This window comes from Staphylococcus sp. HMSC077D08 (genome assembly GCF_001837945.1).
GTDB lineage: Bacteria > Bacillota > Bacilli > Staphylococcales > Staphylococcaceae > Staphylococcus > Staphylococcus epidermidis.
In genome coordinates this window covers 1-18,411 of sequence record NZ_KV834805.1, presented here as the reverse complement: position 1 = coordinate 18,411, position 18,411 = coordinate 1, and the positions used below count along the sequence as shown (strand labels likewise).

The 18,411-nt window shown below is 30.5% G+C and carries 18 protein-coding genes; 14 read left to right on the top strand and 4 right to left on the bottom strand.

The genetic code is table 11. The features are described 5' to 3' along the window. Positions 1 to 53: 53 nt before the first annotated feature. Positions 54 to 584: an acyl-CoA thioesterase gene (locus HMPREF2663_RS08785; protein WP_002447436.1), complete on the top strand. Its 531-nt coding sequence runs from the start codon at positions 54 to 56 to the stop codon at positions 582 to 584. Positions 585 to 719: 135 nt separating this feature from the next. On the opposite strand, the gene yfkAB is transcribed toward HMPREF2663_RS08785, so the two are convergent. Further along, the gene (gene yfkAB, locus HMPREF2663_RS08780; RefSeq protein ID WP_070846236.1) at positions 720 to 1,862 is read right to left on the bottom strand and encodes a radical SAM/CxCxxxxC motif protein YfkAB; all 1,143 of its coding nucleotides are present in this window, start codon (positions 1,860 to 1,862) and stop codon (positions 720 to 722) included. A gap of 158 nt (positions 1,863 to 2,020) precedes the next feature. Between yfkAB and HMPREF2663_RS08775 the strand changes: the two genes are divergently transcribed. From HMPREF2663_RS08775 to HMPREF2663_RS08745, 7 genes are all read left to right on the top strand, one after another. Next, the gene (locus HMPREF2663_RS08775; protein WP_001830395.1) at positions 2,021 to 2,182 is read left to right on the top strand and encodes an SE1561 family protein; all 162 of its coding nucleotides are present in this window, start codon (positions 2,021 to 2,023) and stop codon (positions 2,180 to 2,182) included. Positions 2,183 to 2,538: 356 nt separating this feature from the next. Beyond that, the gene (locus tag HMPREF2663_RS08770; protein ID WP_002447434.1) at positions 2,539 to 3,057 is read left to right on the top strand and encodes a type 1 glutamine amidotransferase domain-containing protein; all 519 of its coding nucleotides are present in this window, start codon (positions 2,539 to 2,541) and stop codon (positions 3,055 to 3,057) included. Between the two features lie 323 nt (positions 3,058 to 3,380). After that, a complete protein-coding gene (gene sgtB, locus HMPREF2663_RS08765) occupies positions 3,381 to 4,190 on the top strand; it encodes a monofunctional peptidoglycan glycosyltransferase SgtB (protein WP_002458542.1) in 810 nt (269 codons plus the stop codon). 278 nt (positions 4,191 to 4,468) lie between these two features. Beyond that, entirely contained in the window at positions 4,469 to 5,272 is an 804-nt protein-coding gene (gene recX / locus HMPREF2663_RS08760) for a recombination regulator RecX (RefSeq protein ID WP_002487342.1), read from the top strand. Continuing rightward, positions 5,265 to 5,579, top strand: coding sequence for a YfhH family protein (locus tag HMPREF2663_RS08755; protein WP_001830430.1), 315 nt, complete (start codon positions 5,265 to 5,267; stop codon positions 5,577 to 5,579). Before recX ends, HMPREF2663_RS08755 begins: the two co-directional genes overlap by 8 nt. A gap of 15 nt (positions 5,580 to 5,594) precedes the next feature. Next, entirely contained in the window at positions 5,595 to 7,112 is a 1,518-nt protein-coding gene (locus HMPREF2663_RS08750) for an ATP-binding cassette domain-containing protein (RefSeq protein ID WP_002487345.1), read from the top strand. Positions 7,113 to 7,120: 8 nt separating this feature from the next. Continuing rightward, positions 7,121 to 7,936 (top strand): hypothetical protein, encoded by an 816-nt coding sequence (locus HMPREF2663_RS08745; protein WP_002458541.1) that lies wholly within the window; start codon positions 7,121 to 7,123, stop codon positions 7,934 to 7,936. Positions 7,937 to 8,132: 196 nt separating this feature from the next. On the opposite strand, the gene HMPREF2663_RS08740 is transcribed toward HMPREF2663_RS08745, so the two are convergent. After that, complete coding sequence (locus HMPREF2663_RS08740; RefSeq protein ID WP_002447429.1) at positions 8,133 to 9,107, bottom strand: metal-dependent hydrolase; 975 nt, start codon at positions 9,105 to 9,107, stop codon at positions 8,133 to 8,135. A gap of 179 nt (positions 9,108 to 9,286) precedes the next feature. On the opposite strand from HMPREF2663_RS08740, the gene mutY reads away from it, so the two are divergent. The 3 genes from mutY to HMPREF2663_RS08725 all read left to right on the top strand — a co-directional run bounded on the left by mutY (position 9,287) and on the right by HMPREF2663_RS08725 (position 12,957). Beyond that, positions 9,287 to 10,330, top strand: coding sequence for an A/G-specific adenine glycosylase (gene mutY / locus HMPREF2663_RS08735; protein WP_002495654.1), 1,044 nt, complete (start codon positions 9,287 to 9,289; stop codon positions 10,328 to 10,330). Between the two features lie 106 nt (positions 10,331 to 10,436). Then, complete coding sequence (locus HMPREF2663_RS08730; RefSeq protein ID WP_001830384.1) at positions 10,437 to 10,979, top strand: nucleoside tri-diphosphate phosphatase; 543 nt, start codon at positions 10,437 to 10,439, stop codon at positions 10,977 to 10,979. Positions 10,980 to 11,220: 241 nt separating this feature from the next. After that, positions 11,221 to 12,957, top strand: coding sequence for an ABC transporter ATP-binding protein (locus HMPREF2663_RS08725; RefSeq protein WP_002447427.1), 1,737 nt, complete (start codon positions 11,221 to 11,223; stop codon positions 12,955 to 12,957). Between the two features lie 150 nt (positions 12,958 to 13,107). On the opposite strand, the gene HMPREF2663_RS08720 is transcribed toward HMPREF2663_RS08725, so the two are convergent. Then, the gene (locus HMPREF2663_RS08720; RefSeq protein ID WP_002447426.1) at positions 13,108 to 14,202 is read right to left on the bottom strand and encodes an FUSC family protein; all 1,095 of its coding nucleotides are present in this window, start codon (positions 14,200 to 14,202) and stop codon (positions 13,108 to 13,110) included. A gap of 306 nt (positions 14,203 to 14,508) precedes the next feature. After that, on the bottom strand, positions 14,509 to 15,798 hold the full coding sequence (locus HMPREF2663_RS08715; protein WP_002447425.1) for a glutamate-1-semialdehyde 2,1-aminomutase: 1,290 nt from the start codon (positions 15,796 to 15,798) through the stop codon (positions 14,509 to 14,511). Between the two features lie 80 nt (positions 15,799 to 15,878). Here HMPREF2663_RS08715 and bcp point away from each other — a divergent pair, with 80 nt between their 5' ends. The 3 genes from bcp to perR all read left to right on the top strand — a co-directional run bounded on the left by bcp (position 15,879) and on the right by perR (position 17,838). After that, the gene (bcp, locus tag HMPREF2663_RS08710) at positions 15,879 to 16,337 is read left to right on the top strand and encodes a thioredoxin-dependent thiol peroxidase (RefSeq protein WP_070846234.1); all 459 of its coding nucleotides are present in this window, start codon (positions 15,879 to 15,881) and stop codon (positions 16,335 to 16,337) included. A 2-nt stretch (positions 16,338 to 16,339) separates the two neighbouring features. Next, the gene (locus HMPREF2663_RS08705; RefSeq protein WP_002458537.1) at positions 16,340 to 17,290 is read left to right on the top strand and encodes a phosphoglycerate dehydrogenase; all 951 of its coding nucleotides are present in this window, start codon (positions 16,340 to 16,342) and stop codon (positions 17,288 to 17,290) included. A gap of 95 nt (positions 17,291 to 17,385) precedes the next feature. After that, positions 17,386 to 17,838, top strand: coding sequence for a peroxide-responsive transcriptional repressor PerR (gene perR, locus HMPREF2663_RS08700; RefSeq protein WP_002458536.1), 453 nt, complete (start codon positions 17,386 to 17,388; stop codon positions 17,836 to 17,838). The last annotated feature ends 573 nt before the right edge of the window (positions 17,839 to 18,411 follow it).

Here is an 18,411-nt window from a genome sequence, read left to right as displayed (position 1 = left end):
TGAAATGAATTGGGAGTTTGTTTAAATATTATAAATTGGGGAGATTATGATTTATGGCTAACACAAATAGAAAAAGCAAAAAAATGTCAGATGCTAAATGCGTCAAAACAAGACAGGTATATCCACAAGATACAAATCATCATCACACAATGTTCGGTGGAACTTTAATGGCAAATATAGATGAAATAGCTGCTATTACTGCTATGAAGCACGCTGGGAACCCAGTTGTTACTGCATCAACAGATTCTGTTGACTTTTTAAGACCTATTACAACAGGTGATATTTTATCATATGAAGCAATGGTTTCTTATGCTGGAACAAGTTCAATGGAGATATGTGTTCAAATTGTTATCGATGATGTTTATAAGAACGAGCGCCATTTGGCTGCTTTAAGTTTTTTAACTTTTGTAGCATTAGATAGTGATGGAAAGCCAACATCAGTACCTGATGTTGAACCTGAAACATCTGTAGAAAAATGGTTCCATGAAACTGCACCACAACGTGTTGCTAGACGTAAAGAACGTCGTAAAGAAAGTATAGATACAATTGAATATTTATCTAGAGTTAGACATATCGAAAAGTAAGAATTTAGTAATTAATTTAAATGATAAGATAATATAATTTTAACAATAAAGTTTTCTTTTTTAATAAAACAGTAACCACTCTATGAATGTTGAAAACTACATAGAGTGGTTACTGTTTGTTTATACCAAAATTAGTTACGAAAATATTTGATATTGATGCATTTTTTGTTCTTTTTTCTTGAAATCAGTATTTGGGTAATACATATTTTTAACTAAAACATTTGGACCAAGACAGTGATATTCTGCACAATGACAATTTAAAGATTGTGCAAGATCAGTGTTTAACCACTTGTTGAATACATCTGTCAATTTATCCTTTTGTATATTAGATATTGTACCATTTTCATCACCAAAGTCAGTCACAATAACATCGCCAGTAAATACATTAACATTCAAACGGCTACGACCATCTGGGTCATTTCTCATTGTAACATTCTTTGATTTTCTTAAACGTTGCAATAAATGTTGATCATATTCATCATTTAAACAAGGATAGATAGGTAGAGTACCAAACAACATCCATGTGTTTTCATCACGTATATCTAATAAATGATGAATAGCTTCTTTCATTTCTTTAAGAGATAATACATTTAATTGACTAGCAAAATCAGATGGATACATTGGGTGAATCTCATGACGGCTACATTTCATGTCTTTTACCACTTCGTTATGTATTTTATTTAGATAAGGGACTGTGCTTTGATTAAGCATTGTTTCTGCCGAAACGAACATACCTTGGTCTGATAAAGTGCTGGAATTTTCAAGCATTTGCTCATATAATTTCAACTTGGCTTTTAGAGGAGGTTGTTTTCTCATTGCACCAAAGCCAACATCAGTAAACTCTTGAATGGTTCCCCAATTATGTGAAATGTGCATAACATCTATGTATTCTGCAATATCTAAATACCGGTCTTGAGGTAAAGTTAAATTTGAATTCATTTGAACATAAATACCACGATGTTTGGCATACTTAAGTAGAGGCTTAACGACGTTTTTGATTGATTTTTTGGAAAACATGGGTTCTCCACCTGTAATAGACAATGTTCTTAAGTTAGGTATCTCGTCCAAACGTCGATAGATGATATCCATTGGAAGAGGATCAGGATCTTTAGTTTGTAAAGTGTAACCAACTGCACAATGACTGCAACGCATATTACATAAATTTGTAGTTGTAAATTCTATATTACTCAATGTTAATTGGTTATGTTCTAAAATATCATTGTATGCTTCCCATGGGTCATTGTTGATAGAAATAGGGGATTTGTTTGATATTATCATAATTTATTACTCCTAAAATTAAAAAATTTCCATCTACTTTGTTTTGATTATGTGCAAAATGTACAATGAATATTATTATGATTATATCGCTTTTTGTCAAATTCTGTTAGGATAATATTATCGTAGTAAATACAAGTAAAAAGGAGTTCCAATATTTAATGAGTGAACAGCAAACGATTGATCAAATTAAAACACGATTAAACAAATTTATTGAAGACATTGATCACGTAAATCCGGATGAGGTACGTGTAGAAGATATTGATGAGTGGATTGGTTTACTTGATCAGTTGGAAGAAAAAGTGAAACAAGTTTCAAAATAATTATTTAGGAAGTCTAGGACATCAATCACAATCCTAGACTTTCTTAACGTATAACCACTGAATAATTAAAACATAAAAGGTTTCCATATAATTTAGTATTGGGGTCCCAACAAAGAGAATTTCAGATAGAAATTCGACAGACAAAGCAAGTTGGGGTTGGGGCCCCAACAAAGAGAATTTCAGATAGAAATTCAACAGACAAAGCAAGTTGGGGTTGGAGAATGACAATGTAATAATATTAATAAGTTTAGCTTTTTTTAATTTGGAAAATTTAGCAATAGATGTTTAACACCCTATTTTTTTGTCTATACTATACTTAGATTGAAAAGCAGATAAATGAAAGGTGATGTCAAATTATGACAAAAAAAGTAGCAATTATTCTAGCAGATGAATTTGAAGATATAGAATTAACAAGTCCTAAAGAAGCATTAGAAAATGCTGGATTTGAAACAGAAGTGATTGGTGATACAGCTAACCATGAAGTTGTTGGTAAGCACGGTGAGAAAGTCACTGTTGATGTTAGCATTGCTGATGCCAAACCTGAAGACTATGATGCATTATTAATTCCTGGTGGATTTTCACCTGACCACTTACGTGGTGATGAAGAAGGTCGCTATGGTACTTTTGCTAAGTATTTCACTAAAAATGATGTTCCAACATTTGCAATTTGTCACGGTCCATTAGTATTAGTTGATACTGACGATTTAAAAGGACGTACAATTACGGGTGTTATTAACGTACGCAAAGATTTATCAAATGCTGGTGCGAATGTTGTAGATGAATCAGTAGTGGTAGACAACAACATTGTAACAAGTCGTGTACCTGATGATTTAGATGACTTCAATAGAGAAATTGTAAAAAAATTAGAAGCATAAATCGCGATTTACAATGAACTAATTTGCATTCATTATTATGATTTTAAATTATTGATTAAGGCTGTTGTTAAAGTTTTTGACTTTCTCAACAGTCTCTTTTTTATGGCATCAAATAAATGATTAAAAACTGAATTTTGACAAGTAAATGATATCTTTTAAATGACAACTTGAGTATAAATGAATAAATTATACTTTTGACTTTACTTAAGTCTTAAAATTACTGCTACACCTTGGGACTGATTTTTTAACTTAACTATAGCTAAACGGTTAAACAATTGGTAAACTCACTTTAAAAGGGTGAGTTTGAGAAAAGGAGAAAACCCATGAAAAGAAGCGATAAATATACGGCTGATTATATTGAACAACATTATGAGTCTCAACGACCTCATTACAATACGTATTATCAACCAATAGGGAAACCACCGAAAAAGAAAAAAAGTAAAAAAATTTTCTTAAAAGCAATTATCACTATATTAATTTTATTGATTATATTTTTTGGTGTCATGTACTTTATTTCTTCAAGAGCAAATGTAGATGATTTAAAATCAATAGAAAATAAAAGTGATTTTGTTGCTACCGAAAATATGCCTAACTATGTAAAAGGCGCATTTATTTCAATGGAGGATGAGCGTTTCTATAAACATCATGGCTTTGATATAAAAGGAACGACAAGGGCATTGTTTTCAACTATTAGCGATAGAGATGTGCAAGGTGGAAGTACAATTACGCAACAAGTTGTAAAGAATTATTATTACGATAATGAACGATCCTTTACAAGAAAAATCAAAGAATTGTTTGTAGCGCGTAAAGTTGAAAAGCAATACAGTAAAAATCAAATTTTAAGTTTTTATATGAATAATATTTATTATGGTGATAATCAATATACTGTAGAAGGTGCTGCAAATCATTATTTTGGTGTAACGGTAGATAAAAACAATTCAAATATGAGTCAGATTAGTGTGTTACAAAGTGCCATATTAGCAAGCAAAGTAAATGCGCCAAGTGTGTATGACGTAAATGATATGTCGAATAATTACATCAATAGAGTTAAAACCAATTTAGAGAAAATGAAACAACAAAATTTTATTAGTGAATCACAATATCAAGAAGCTATGTCTCAACTTGGAAATTAAACGACAAACAAATAAAGATGATATAAATATATTGGTATTAGTTTATAGAAGCAATACTTTTATTAACTATTTAATGATGATGTTGTGTCAATCTTTTAAAACATTTTGAGTCGATAGATAAATAAATTTGAAGGAGTAGGACAGGATGAAATCTGTTTTACTTCTTTTTTATTGCATAAAGTAAATATATAAAATTCAAAGTCTTTTATGAAACATCTAATGATGTGTAATAATATATGTAAGAAAAAACGTTTGAATATAGAAGTAGGGATAGTAAAATGCCAAAGGTAACTAAAATAGAAGTACAAAAAAAGAATAAAGAACGCTTTAATCTCTTTTTAGATGGAGAATTTGAAATGGGAATAGATATTGATACACTAGTTAAATTTAACTTAAAAAAAGATCAAATACTTGAACCGTCAGATATGCAGAACATTCAAGAATATGATCACTACCGTCGAGGTGTTAATCTCGCAATTCAATACTTGTCTTATAAGAAACGTACTGAAAGAGAAGTTATACAGTATTTAGAAAAAAACGATATTCAAAGTAATGCTATTCAAGATGTCATTGACTATTGCTATAAGGAAAAGTTTATTGATCATGAAGATTACGCAGAAAGTTTAAAAAATACCATGATACATACTACAGATAAAGGGCCAGAAATATATAGACAAAAACTCTACCAATTAGGTATTGAAGTTACGATTATTGAAAAATATGTCAAAGCATATGAACAACAACAACCATTAGATGACGTTATTAAAGTTGGTAAAAAAGTGATGAAGTCTAAAAAAGGCCCTGAAGCAAAGGTAAAGCAAAAAGTAACACAGTCACTTCTCCAAAAAGGATATAATCTTGAAACGATTCAACTAGTTATGAATGAAATAGATTTTTCTCAAGACGAAGAAACATTAGACCATTTATTGCAACGTGATTTAGAGAAAGTCTATAATAAAAATTGTAAAAAATATGACAGTGATAAAAGTGTTATTAAAACCATAGAGGCACTTATGAGAAAAGGCTATAATTATGATAAAATTAAATCTAAATTAGAAGAAAGTGGTATATCGTATGAATAAAAAGAAAATGAGTGAAATGTCCGAGCAAGAACTTAGACATGAAATACAATTATTTAAAGAAAAAATGCGTAAAGCAGAGATGAATGGCATTATGAATGAATATGATGTTTATCAAAGTAAAGTGATTATAGCAGAAAGCTATCTAGTGGATCGCAATAAAATTGAACCTGGAAAAATCTATAAACTCAATGATGGTAGTAAACAGTACTTTAAAGTAGAACGACTCAAGGGTGTATTTGCATGGGGGTTTAGAATAAACAGTAGTGAACCTGAGGAAGGTCTACCATTAGCATTATTAAAATTTTAGAAGGATGTATAATTGATGGGAAGCTCAATAGTTTTAAAATTACTCAAGGTAACACATTACTATAGAAATCATAGTTCAAAAAAATGGTATCGACCATTGGGTTATGATGCCGAGGACATCAACCTAAATAATATTTCTTTGCACATTTATCAAGGTGAAGCATTAGGTATAATCGGTGAACCTGGATCTTCTAAAACTTTGATTGGTCGAATTTTAAGTGGTTCAGTGAAACCTGATAAAGGTAAGGTTGTTCGAACTAAAAACTTGTATTTCGGTGATATTGATGATCGAAAGATTAATAATTTAACTGTGAGCCAATATGTGAGCGAACTCGTACAACTTTTTCCTTATGAAGTAACTGAGCATAAAGTTGAACAAATTATTCATTGGGCACATTTAGGTGATCACATAGAGGAAAAGGTTTCTAATTTAAGCGAAAAATCATACGCACAACTTTTACTTAGTATTGCACGTTCTTCAAAAAACGATATTATCATCTTAAATCACGTTTTATCACATTTAGATGAAACATTTATAGAAAGAGCTTCCATTTTATCAACAGATTATATTGAAGCAAATAAAACTCTAGTCTTAATCGATAATGATATAGAAAAGATAAGTAAAACAAGCAACTACATAACATGGGTATCACATGGCCAGATACGCAAGGAAGGTTCTCTAAATCAGGTGTTACCAACTTTTAGAGAACATGAAAAAGATCGTAATAGTTTAAAATCAGAAATGGAAATTGAGAACTTTGATTATGATTGGAAGAAGAATCGATCTCGGATTCCTGAAATGACTTATAATTTCAAAAGAATAGAACGTTATAATCATGCTAAGCCACCAAAATTTCTAGTGAGATTTTGGACATTATTTGTCAGCTTTTTGATGGGGCTTGTTTTAATGACTGTACTTTTCTTTAATAACTTAGGTATGGTCAAACTAGGGAATATTAATACTCAAGCATCCATACAGAATCAGAATAAAGATACTTACGAAGAAAAACTTGCATATGGATTAGCATTAGATGGATCAGTTACTTTAAACGGGTCTAAAAATTTAAAAGTACCTAAGTATAGTTTAATTACAATTACGGGTGAAAATAACAAAAGGTACCGCGTCGAATTGAATCAAAGGACATATAGTATTAGTAAAAATCAAGTGTTTTATTTCAATCCAGCTGGGTTATACGAATCTCATACTTTTAAGAAATTATCACCTTATATAAAATCAAATTATAGTACTTACGTAGAGTACTTTAACAGTCACTTACATCAAAAACATGATAAAGTAACAGAAACGCTTAGACCTGATAAAGATAAACAGTATGTTGTACCGATCACGCAACAACCTATAAAAATGATATTTGGTGATAATGATAAACTGTCTGGATTTGTTATTCCAATGACAAATAAAACGGAATTGAAAAAAACATTTAATATCACGAAGGATGTATGGATTACAAAAAATGGAAGCGGTTATTTTATCGCTGACATGAAAGAAGAAAAATGGATTTATATTGAATTGTAGGTGTGAAAATGATAGATAATTTAATTGTATATATTAAAAACTTACCACATCTTTTTAGTTTTTGTACTCAAAGGCTTAAGCAAACATGGAAGTGGTTTGCAATTAGCCTAATTATAGGACTAGTAATTATTCTAGCATTAGAAGGATTTTTTAATTTTAACCATACTACTGATATTGTTCAAGTGCGTTGGTTATTCAGAATTTCATCACTCATCATATTCAGCATAATTATACAATCTATTTATATAGCTTATAAGTACTATATCAGAGATTTCGTTGTCATGAAGTCATTTCATATATCTGCTGTCACACCTACTATAGTTATAGCGATGTTAGGTTTAATAACAATACTTATTCTGGGTATAGTTATTATTATCCTTAAGCCTGTGAATTTTGAAGCATCAATACTTTCATTTTTATATTATTTAGTAATTATAGCCATTTTTATCAGTGTGACTTCGATAATGTTGGGCTTACTGAATTATGCAATTAAACATGTAAAACTGATATTTATTATAGTAAGTGCTATCAGTTTCTTTATGGTTCCAATTACATACATCCCTAAGACAAATTTAAATGTGATTAATCATATTATGATGTTAAATCCTCTGTATTATTTCGTAAATGGTAGTTCGCAAGCAATAGTATTTGGTACAGTCAGTATGAGCAATTTACCTTATCATTTATATATTATTATTTTAATTGGAATCATGTGTGTGATTAATTATGCGCTTGTGCGTCACATAGCATTTGATAAATATCAAAGCCAATCTAACCAAAAGAGTTATTCAAAAGAGAAAAAGAATAAAGAAAAGGAACGTTGAAACGTAAATTTAGATAAATAAATAGTTCAATAAAGTGTACGATATTTTATTAAATTAAGAATGCCTCAGACATCAATTAAAGTCTGAGGCATTCTTAACTTATAGGCAGTCGATGGCTAAATTGAAATTCTTTCATATCAAGTTTTCTTCAATATTAGCATCGTAGTTAATACGAATTTTGTAACACTCAAATATATTATGAAAATAATTTACGTTGTAATTTATCTTCGCTAAATACCCACCCAATATAAGAGTGATCAATTTCATTTTCATGTGTTAAATGTGCAATAGCTACAAAAGAATAACGACCTTTATTTAAGTATCTTAAATCCATAAGTCGAATTTCCGTTGTGCCATCATCTAATGGCGTAGTTTGCCAACGATAAATTGAAGAAAAGTTTAAAAATGTATAAATATCTTTATTACCTTTAACTTTCCATAATATCGAATCAGGAGTCATAGACTGGCGTTTAACTTTATCAGTGAAAACTACATTTTTCCATTTGGAAACACCGACATAATCATGCTTATCTGTTTGTATTGCGACCCGCCATACATGAAATTTCATTGTTGGAGCTACGAATACTTTTACTGGTGTATGCGATTGCTCAATTTTTTGAAGTGCTTGTTTTCTAATTGCTGCTTGCATCTTAAATCTTACAATATAATAGCCTATGAGAATTAATATGATTGGAAAGAAAACAATATATGGATGAATACCTAATATCCACAATAAGACACCGATACTTAAAATAATAAATATTATCGGATCAAAGGTATTAATCACGCTTAATTGAATCCATTTGTTAGTTATGGGACGCAATGCTTGAGTACCATAAGAATTAAAAATATCTACAAAGACATGTAAAAACACTGCTAGTTGTGCCCACAACCATACATGTAAGGGGTTCGTGTGACTAAATATTACAAATATAAAAAATGTAATTAATATAGGCCATAATATTGTAAAAGGTAATGAATGTGTAATTCCTCTGTGATGTGAAATATATGTCGCATTATCCTTTAGTTTCAGTACGGTGTCACCGTCTGGTATTAAAGAACCTGCGATTAAAGTCGTCGCAGTAGCAGCAAATGATCCTGCCATAACTGGATCTTGCGTTGCTAAAGCTGTAAGACCCACACCCATAACGATATGTGTGGCTGTGTCCATAATTGCTCACTCTTTTCTTCTTTGTTTAATATATATTATAATCTAAAAGTTGAAATAACAAAATTAACTTACTTTAAATAAACATATACTAAGTAATGTAATATAGAGTCATGTTAAAGTTAACATAAGAATGCTTTTAATAATACATTCTTATGAAACTAATAGAGAGGGAAGGTTTTATGTATCTAGAAAATTCTTTTAAAAAAGATATTGAAGATTGGTTTCATAAAAATCAAAGAGATATGCCTTGGAGAGAAACGACTAATCCTTATTATATTTGGCTAAGTGAAGTGATGTTACAACAGACGCAAGTAAACACTGTTATAGATTACTACTATAGATTTATACATAGGTTCCCTACAATTCAGTCGTTGAGCGAAGCTAGTGAAGATGAAGTGTTGAAGTATTGGGAAGGTTTAGGCTATTATAGCAGAGCGCGTAATTTCCATACTGCCGTAAAAGAAGTTAATAATAATTATGATGGTGAGGTACCATACGATCCTGAAACATTTAAAAAGTTAAAAGGTGTGGGTCCATATACTCAGGCGGCGGTCATGAGTATAGCTTTCAACCATCCTTTAGCAACTGTCGATGGTAATGTTTTTAGAGTATGGTCACGATTAAACAATGACTATCGTGATATAAAGTTACAGTCTACTCGAAAAGCATTCGAACAAGAATTACACCCATATGTGTTGAAGGATGCGGGAACATTTAATCAAGCGATGATGGAGCTAGGGGCGTTAGTATGTACTCCAAAATCACCATTGTGTTTGTTTTGTCCTATTCAAGAACACTGTGAGGCATTTCATATGGGGACTGCACAAGAATTACCAGTAAAAACTAAAAATTTAAATAAGAAAAACGTTGAGCAAAAAGTTTTTCTGATTCGTAATGATAATGGTCAATATTTACTTGAAAAGCGTAAAGAAAAACTTCTTAACGGTATGTGGCAATTTCCAATGAGAGAACAAACAAATGCAAACGATGTGATATCTGATGATTTAGGAAAAAGAATCGAAACAATTAACGAACCAGTATTTAAATTAAAACATCAATTTACCCATCTTACATGGGATATTGAAGTATACAATGTTACAGCACCTCTTAATATACAGGAGAATGATTTACCTCAACAAATGACGTGGTTTAATTTAGATGATAGGGATAAGTATACATTTCCCGTACCAATGGATAAAATATATAAGTTTATTGAAGGTTAATTTATAAACATCAATCTCATATGCCACTTATAAATGATAGGTTAATCAAGCATATTAAAATATGATATAATCTAAATGGTTAAATACGATAAAGGTGGTGTGGAGTATGGTAAAGGAATCCATACCTAAAGAAGGAGAAAATATTAAGATTCAAAGTTATAAACATGATGGTAATATTCATCGTGTCTGGTCAGAAACCACAATTTTAAAGGGAACAGAACATGTGATTATTGGTGGTAATGATCACACTTTAGTAACTGAAAGTGACGGGCGTACATGGATTACTCGAGAACCAGCAATTGTATACTTTCATTCTGAATATTGGTTTAATGTTATTTGTATGTTTAGAGAAGATGGTATTTATTATTATTGTAATTTATCTTCGCCTTTTGCATGTGACGAAGAAGCTTTAAAATATATTGATTATGATTTAGATATCAAAGTTTATCCGAACGGAAAATATCATTTACTTGATGAAGATGAGTACGAGCAACATATGAACCAAATGAATTACCCTCATGATATCGATATTATTTTAAGAAGAAATGTTGATATTTTACAACAATGGATAGAACAAAAAAAGGGGCCTTTTGCTCCTGACTTTATAAAAGTATGGAAAGAACGTTATAAAAAAATTAGAGATTATTAAGCAAAATAGATGTAAATAAGATTAAAATAATTTATATTGTAAAAGTAATCTATAAAAATTCATAAATGAAGTGTAACAACAATGATAATTTGTTAGTTCATCTTTCTAACTTAATATCTGATAGAGTGTCTTCGTGTATTAGAGGTTGAGACATTAACATTTGTATCTTTTATTTTTAAAGTGTATACAAATGCAATGTGCCAACCTCTCTTCATTTTCAAATTATTAGGAGGGAAGGCGCATGATAAAACGATATTTAAAGTTTGTAAAACCTTATAGATATCGTATTATTGCAACAATTATAGTAGGAATTATTAAATTCGGTATTCCCATGCTCATACCTTTATTGATTAAATATGCTATAGATGGCGTGATTAATAATCATTCGCTTACAAATCAAGAAAAATTTAGTCACCTTGGTGTAGCAATAGGAATTGCATTATTTATATTCTTAATTGTTCGTCCGCCGATTGAGTTTATTAGACAATATTTAGCTCAATGGACAAGTAATAAAATACTATATGATATTCGTAAACAATTGTATAATCACTTGCAAGCACTAAGTGCTCGATTTTATGCAAATAATCAAGTCGGTCAAGTCATTTCAAGAGTGATTAATGACGTCGAACAAACAAAAGACTTCATTCTTACTGGATTGATGAATATCTGGCTTGACTGTATAACGATTATTATCGCACTTTCTATTATGTTCTTCCTTGATGTAAAATTGACGTTTGCTGCTATTTTTATTTTTCCATTTTATATTTTAACTGTTTATTTTTTCTTTGGAAGATTACGTAAACTTACACGTGTGCGCTCACAAGCTCTAGCAGAAGTACAAGGCTTCTTACATGAGCGGGTTCAAGGAATGTCTGTTATTAAAAGTTTTGCTATTGAAGACAATGAAGCGAAAAATTTTGATAACCATAACAAAAACTTTTTACAACGAGCATTCCAACATACAAGATGGAACGCGTATTCTTTTGCTGCTATTAATACTGTTACAGATTTAGGTCCAATAATTGTGATTGGCGTGGGTTCATATTTAGCAATTACCGGGTCGATTACTGTCGGAACTCTAGCAGCATTTGTCGGTTATCTAGAACAATTATTTGGACCACTTAGAAGACTAGTATCTTCATTTACTACACTTACACAAAGTTTTGCATCTATGGACAGAGTATTTCAATTAATGGATGAGGATTACGACATCAAAAATGGCATTGGAGCACAGCCAATTAAAATCAGTGAGGGTCAAATTGATTTAAAACATGTGAGTTTCAAATATAATGAAAATGAAAAAGAAGTATTACACGATATTAATTTAACAATTAACAAAGGTGAAACTGTAGCTTTTGTAGGTATGAGTGGTGGAGGAAAATCTACTTTGATTAATCTTATACCAAGATTTTATGATGTGACTCAAGGTGAAATACTTATCGATCATCATAATGTTAAAGAGTTCCTAACTGGTAGTTTGAGGAATCAAATAGGCTTAGTACAACAGGATAATATTCTTTTTTCTGATACTGTTAAGGAGAATATTTTGTTGGGTAGGCCTGATGCGACTGATGATGAAGTCGTAGAAGCTGCAAAAATGGCGAATGCCCATGATTTTATTTCAAACTTACCGAATGGATATGATACTGAAGTAGGGGAACGTGGAGTTAAATTATCAGGTGGACAAAAACAAAGGTTGTCAATTGCACGTATCTTTTTAAATAATCCTCCTGTTTTAATATTAGATGAAGCAACAAGTGCATTGGATTTAGAGAGTGAAGCAATTATTCAAGAAGCACTTGATGTTTTAAGTAAGGATAGAACAACATTAATTGTTGCACATCGTTTATCGACAATTACTCATGCAGATAGGATAGTTGTAATGGAAAATGGACGAATTGTTGAGACTGGCACACACCAACAATTAATTAATAAACGCGGTGCATATGAGCATCTTTATAGTATTCAAAATTTATAAAACATTGAAAATGCCTGAGACTGTTGTTGTCTCAGGCATTTTTGTACTGTTGGCAGTTATTAAAAATAAGAACTATTTTACCTATAGTCAAAACAGCTAACTAGTAGAATTTCACTGGTTAATCCAATAAAATTCTGATTTACCATTGTATTATAAGTCAAAGTCCTCATCTGAAATGTCTATATCAGTATCAGAACGGTGATAGGTAAAGAAACTTAAACGGATGCGATCTAAGTGTTCAAGTTGATATCTGTATTCTTCAATTTCAGCAATAATTTGCATCATATTGCTATAAGAATATTGCGTCTGATGTGGGTTTTTAATTAATTCTTGCTGAAAAGCATCCATCAAGTTTTTCTTCTGAGGATTGTCAACTTCATAATCTAGTTGAGTGACATCATATCTAGCTTTTTTAGATAAACTCTTAAATATTTGTTCATGTAAAGTAACTAATGAATCAAGTTCTAATTTGATTTGTAAAAGTAATTGATTATTTAGTTGATATAAATCATTTTGATATCGTGACATTCGTTTTAGCACTTCATATGCTTGTCTAGTCGTTCTAACTACTTCTCTAAATAGTATTTTTTTTCTATTCTGTTGATAAATATGTTTTTTTGTTAATGGTCTTTCTTCATTGTAATAGTCGAAAATCTTTTCTAATTTATTGATGCGTGAGTTTAGTTGATCACCATCCTGTTTAATATTATGAAATTCTGATGTGTCATTGAGTACAAGTTTAAACCACACAAATATATCAGAAGAAATATTCATTGAATTATAATAAATTTTTGTTTCAAACTTAGGAGGTAAAAAAATTAGATTGACAATAGAAGAACTCAATACACCAATCATCACTAGTACAAATCTAAAAAATGCAGCAACATAGAAAGAACCAGTATGTTGCCCCATAATTATAAGAGCAGTTACGCTTGCAAGTGTTGCTACATGAGCTAGATTAAATTGGAACAAAATTGCAATGAGTAAAATAACGGTAACGCCCATGATAATGAAATTATCACTGAATATCGTTACCATTGTTACTGCAAGTAGTGCACCAATCACATTACCAATAGCTTGTTCAGAAACAGTTTTGATTGAGCGATAAACACTTGGTTGCATGGCAACTACTGCACTGACACCTGCTAACGTTTTTAGACCAATATTATCAGGAAGTAAAGAAGCGATAGACATAGCTAAGATAATGGCTATACCAGTTTTGAAAATCCGAGCTCCAAGTCTCAAATTAAATGCTCCTTTTAATTATTTTGAGTAATAATAATACTCTCATTCATTATTGTTATACACCCCTGAACTTAAATAATCAAGTTTATCTATATGCAATGTGGTTTTTAGATGAAAAATTTTAAGAAATTAAGTAAATAGTTTTATTTTGTACTTTATAAGCTATTAAATTTTATAAACTATCATAAATTTTACTTAAGAAAAGTGAAAACGCAAATTTCAATTAAATTTTCAACAGTTAATTCATAATTGAACATAAAAAGAACTTGAACACATAGGTAATGTGTCAAGTTCTCATACTGTAGGTTATTTCATTTTACTAAATGCATAATCAGCTGCTTCTAGTGTACGATCAATATCTTCTTCAGTATGTTCTGTAGTTAAGAACCACGCTTCAAATTTAGAAGGTGCGAGATTAATGCCTTGGTTCAACATTAATTTAAAGAATTGAGCGAAAGCATCTCCATCAGAGTTTTCAACTTGTTCATAATGCGTAACTTTTTCATTTGTGAAATACAATGTCAGTGAGCCATAGATTCTATTTATTGTTGCTGTAATTTGATGCTTATCTATTAATTTTTGTAACCCTTCTTCAAGACGACGACCTAATTGATCAAGTTTATCATAAACACCTTCTTGTTCAAGAACCTCTAATAAAGCAATACCTGCTCTCATTGATAACGGGTTACCGGCCATTGTTCCGGCTTGATAAGCTGGACCTAGTGGTGCAACGTGCTCCATAATATCTTGTCGACCACCGTAGCCACCAATTGGTAAACCACCGCCAACAATCTTACCAAAAGCTGTGAGATCTGGTTTAACACCTAATAAATCTTGAGCTGCACCATAATGGAAACGAAAAGCAGTGATAACTTCATCATAGATAACTAATGTTCCATTATCATGAGAAATTTTATTTACTTCTTCTAAGAAGCCTGGTTGTGGCATGACCATCCCAAAATTACCCACAATCGGCTCTACTAATACTGCTGCAATATCGTCTTTCCAATAATCAATAGCTTCTCTATATGATTCTATATCATTAAACGGTACTGTAATAACCTCTTGTGCAACACTTTGGGGGACACCAGCAGAATCAGGAGAACCAAGTTGAGAAGGTCCACTACCAGCTGCCACTAAAACTAAATCAGAATGACCATGATAAGAGCCTGCAAACTTAATAATTTTGTTTCTTTTAGTGTAAGCACGAGCAACTCTAATTGTCGTCATAACTGCTTCAGTACCTGAGTTTACGAAACGGATCTTTTCTAAAGAAGGAACAGCTTCTCTAAGTTTTTTTGAGAATTTTATTTCTAATTCAGTAGGTGTCCCATAAAGCACACCTTTTGCTGCTTGATCTTGGATTGCTTCGGTAATATGCGGGTGTGCATGACCAGTTATTATTGGTCCATAAGCTTGTAGATAGTCGATATATTTATTACCATCTACATCATATAAGTAAGCGCCATGACCTTCTTTCATTACTACTGGTGCCCCGCCACCTACTGCTTTATACGACCGTGAAGGTGAATTCACACCTCCCAAAATATATTCATTAGAAAGTTGCTGAAGACGTTCGCTTTCAGTAAATTTCATATCTATCAACCTCTTTTTATTTAATATTTTCAATTAATATCGTATCATAAAAGCAACACAATTAAGAAATAGGTGAGTATATGATTAGTAAAGGTGAACAATTTCCCTCTTTTTCTTTAGAAAATCAAGATGGTAATTTTATTTCAAATGAAACAATTAAAGGTCGTAAAACAATTCTTTATTTTTATCCAAGAGATAATACACCAACGTGTACTACTGAAGCTTGTGAATTTAGAGATCACATTGAAGATTTTAACCAACTTGATGTAGATATATATGGAATAAGCACAGACTCTAAAAAGAAACATCAAAATTTTATAAAAAAACATCAATTGAATTTTGACTTACTTGTAGATAAAGATTATCAACTTGCTGATAAAGTAGGGGTTTACCAATTGAAAAAATCATTTGGCAAGGAGAATATGGGGATTGTAAGAACAACATTTATTCTCGATGAAAATGGTAACATTATTGATGTGATTGAAAATGTAAAGGTAAAAACGCAAATTGAAACAATAAAAAATATTCTGGAGGGTTAATTTTGAAAATTGTTAGCTTAAATAGATTAAATGAAATAGAAAACGAATTAAGAAAACAATTTCCAAACGAAGAATTTAAATTTTATGACAAAGCTATAAATATCCCAATCAATGATAGAAAAACTATGGACATTTTAATAGGTTATGATGGCAAAATAGATCGTCACTTTATCGAACATTGTATCAACCTTAAATGGATTGCATGGTTTGCAACAGGTGTAAATAATTTACCGTTAAATTATATTAAAGAGCGAGATATCATTCTAACAAATGGTAAAGGTATACAAGCTAAACAAGTTTCTGAATATATAATGACATTCATTTTGGATGATTATAAAAAAATGAAAACTTCCTATAGAAATCAAATTGAAAAAAATTATGACTCCAGAATTACTGGTAAAAGATTAAACGAAGAGACTTTATTGTTATTGGGAACAGGTGCGATTGCACAAAGGGCTGCTTATTTAGCCAAAGCTTTTGGAATGAAAGTGATAGGGGTTAGTAAGTCAGGAAAAAATGTTGAACAATTTGATGAAGTATATACAATTGAAGAGTTAGATAATGTTATTGAAAAGGCGAATATTATTGTTAATGCATTACCTGAAACTGAAGAAACAATTCACTTATTAAAAAGAAAACATTTCATACAAATGGACAATAATGTTTTATTTATAAATGTAGGAAGGGGAACAATTGTTGATGAGGAAATGCTCATCAATGTACTCAAGGATCGATTAATCAGACATGCTTATTTGGATGTTTTTGAAAAAGAACCACTTAGTAAGGATAATCCTTTATATGATTTAGACAATGTGACTATAACTGCTCATATTACAGGTAATGATTCTAATAATAATAGAGAAGCTACGGATATTTTCAAAAAGAATCTTGAGCATTTTCTCAATAATTATGATGTAATTGAGAATAAAGTAGACTTAGATTATGGTTACTAATTGAAAATAGCAAGTATTTATTGACATTTATTTATAGCAACAGTTATATTAATATTAAGTAATAATAATTATTATTTAGAAAGATGGTGAAAAAAGTGAGTGCGGAACTTGAATCTATTGATCATGAACTTGAAGAGTCCATTGCGTCATTAAGACAAGCGGGCGTTCGTATTACACCCCAAAGACAAGCAATTATGCGCTATCTTATATCTTCACATTCACATCCAACAGCAGATGAAATATATCAAGCACTTTCACCTAAATTTCCTAATATAAGTGTTGCTACTATCTATAATAATCTAAGAGTATTTAAAGATATTGGTATAGTCAAAGAGTTAACATATGGTGATTCATCTAGTAGGTTTGATTTTAATACACATAATCACTACCACATTATATGTGAAAAATGTGGTAAAATCGTTGACTTCCATTATCCACAATTGGATGAAGTAGAGCAATTAGCTCAACATGTAACAGATTTTGATGTTACTCATCATCGGATGGAAATATATGGAGTATGTAAAGATTGCAAAGAAGAAGAAAATTGATGAAAGTAAGTTCATAGAAGCAAAATAAAAATTTAGTCATTATTGATACTTTTGTGAAGTTTTATTGAGATAAAATAATGATGAAATAGTATGACTGTTTAGCAATTTCATATAATTAATCGTATATAAGTAGTAGGGGCTGTAATAATTTGTACAGCCTCTTTTTTTTTACATAAGACTTCGTTTTGCAGATGTACAAAACGAAAGTATTTACACTATATAATTATAATGTACTATATGTAGATATATATTCACTCATTAAGTAAATTTTAACTTAAAAAATCAACAATAAATATTGACGTTACGTTTATATCTTGATACTATATAAAAGTCGTCAAAAGCAGTTTAATTAATTGAAAAGAAAAAGTTAAGAACTTTAAAATTTAGTTAACAAAGTGTAATTTTGACTATTGAAATTAAAATCAATACATTATAAAATGTTATTTGTTGAATTAATTAAGAATCGACAAGAAATAAAATATAAATTAATTCTTGACTTAATAAATTCCATTTGTTACAATAATGTATTGTAAGTGTTAAAGAACATTGAAAACTGAATGACAATATGTCAAC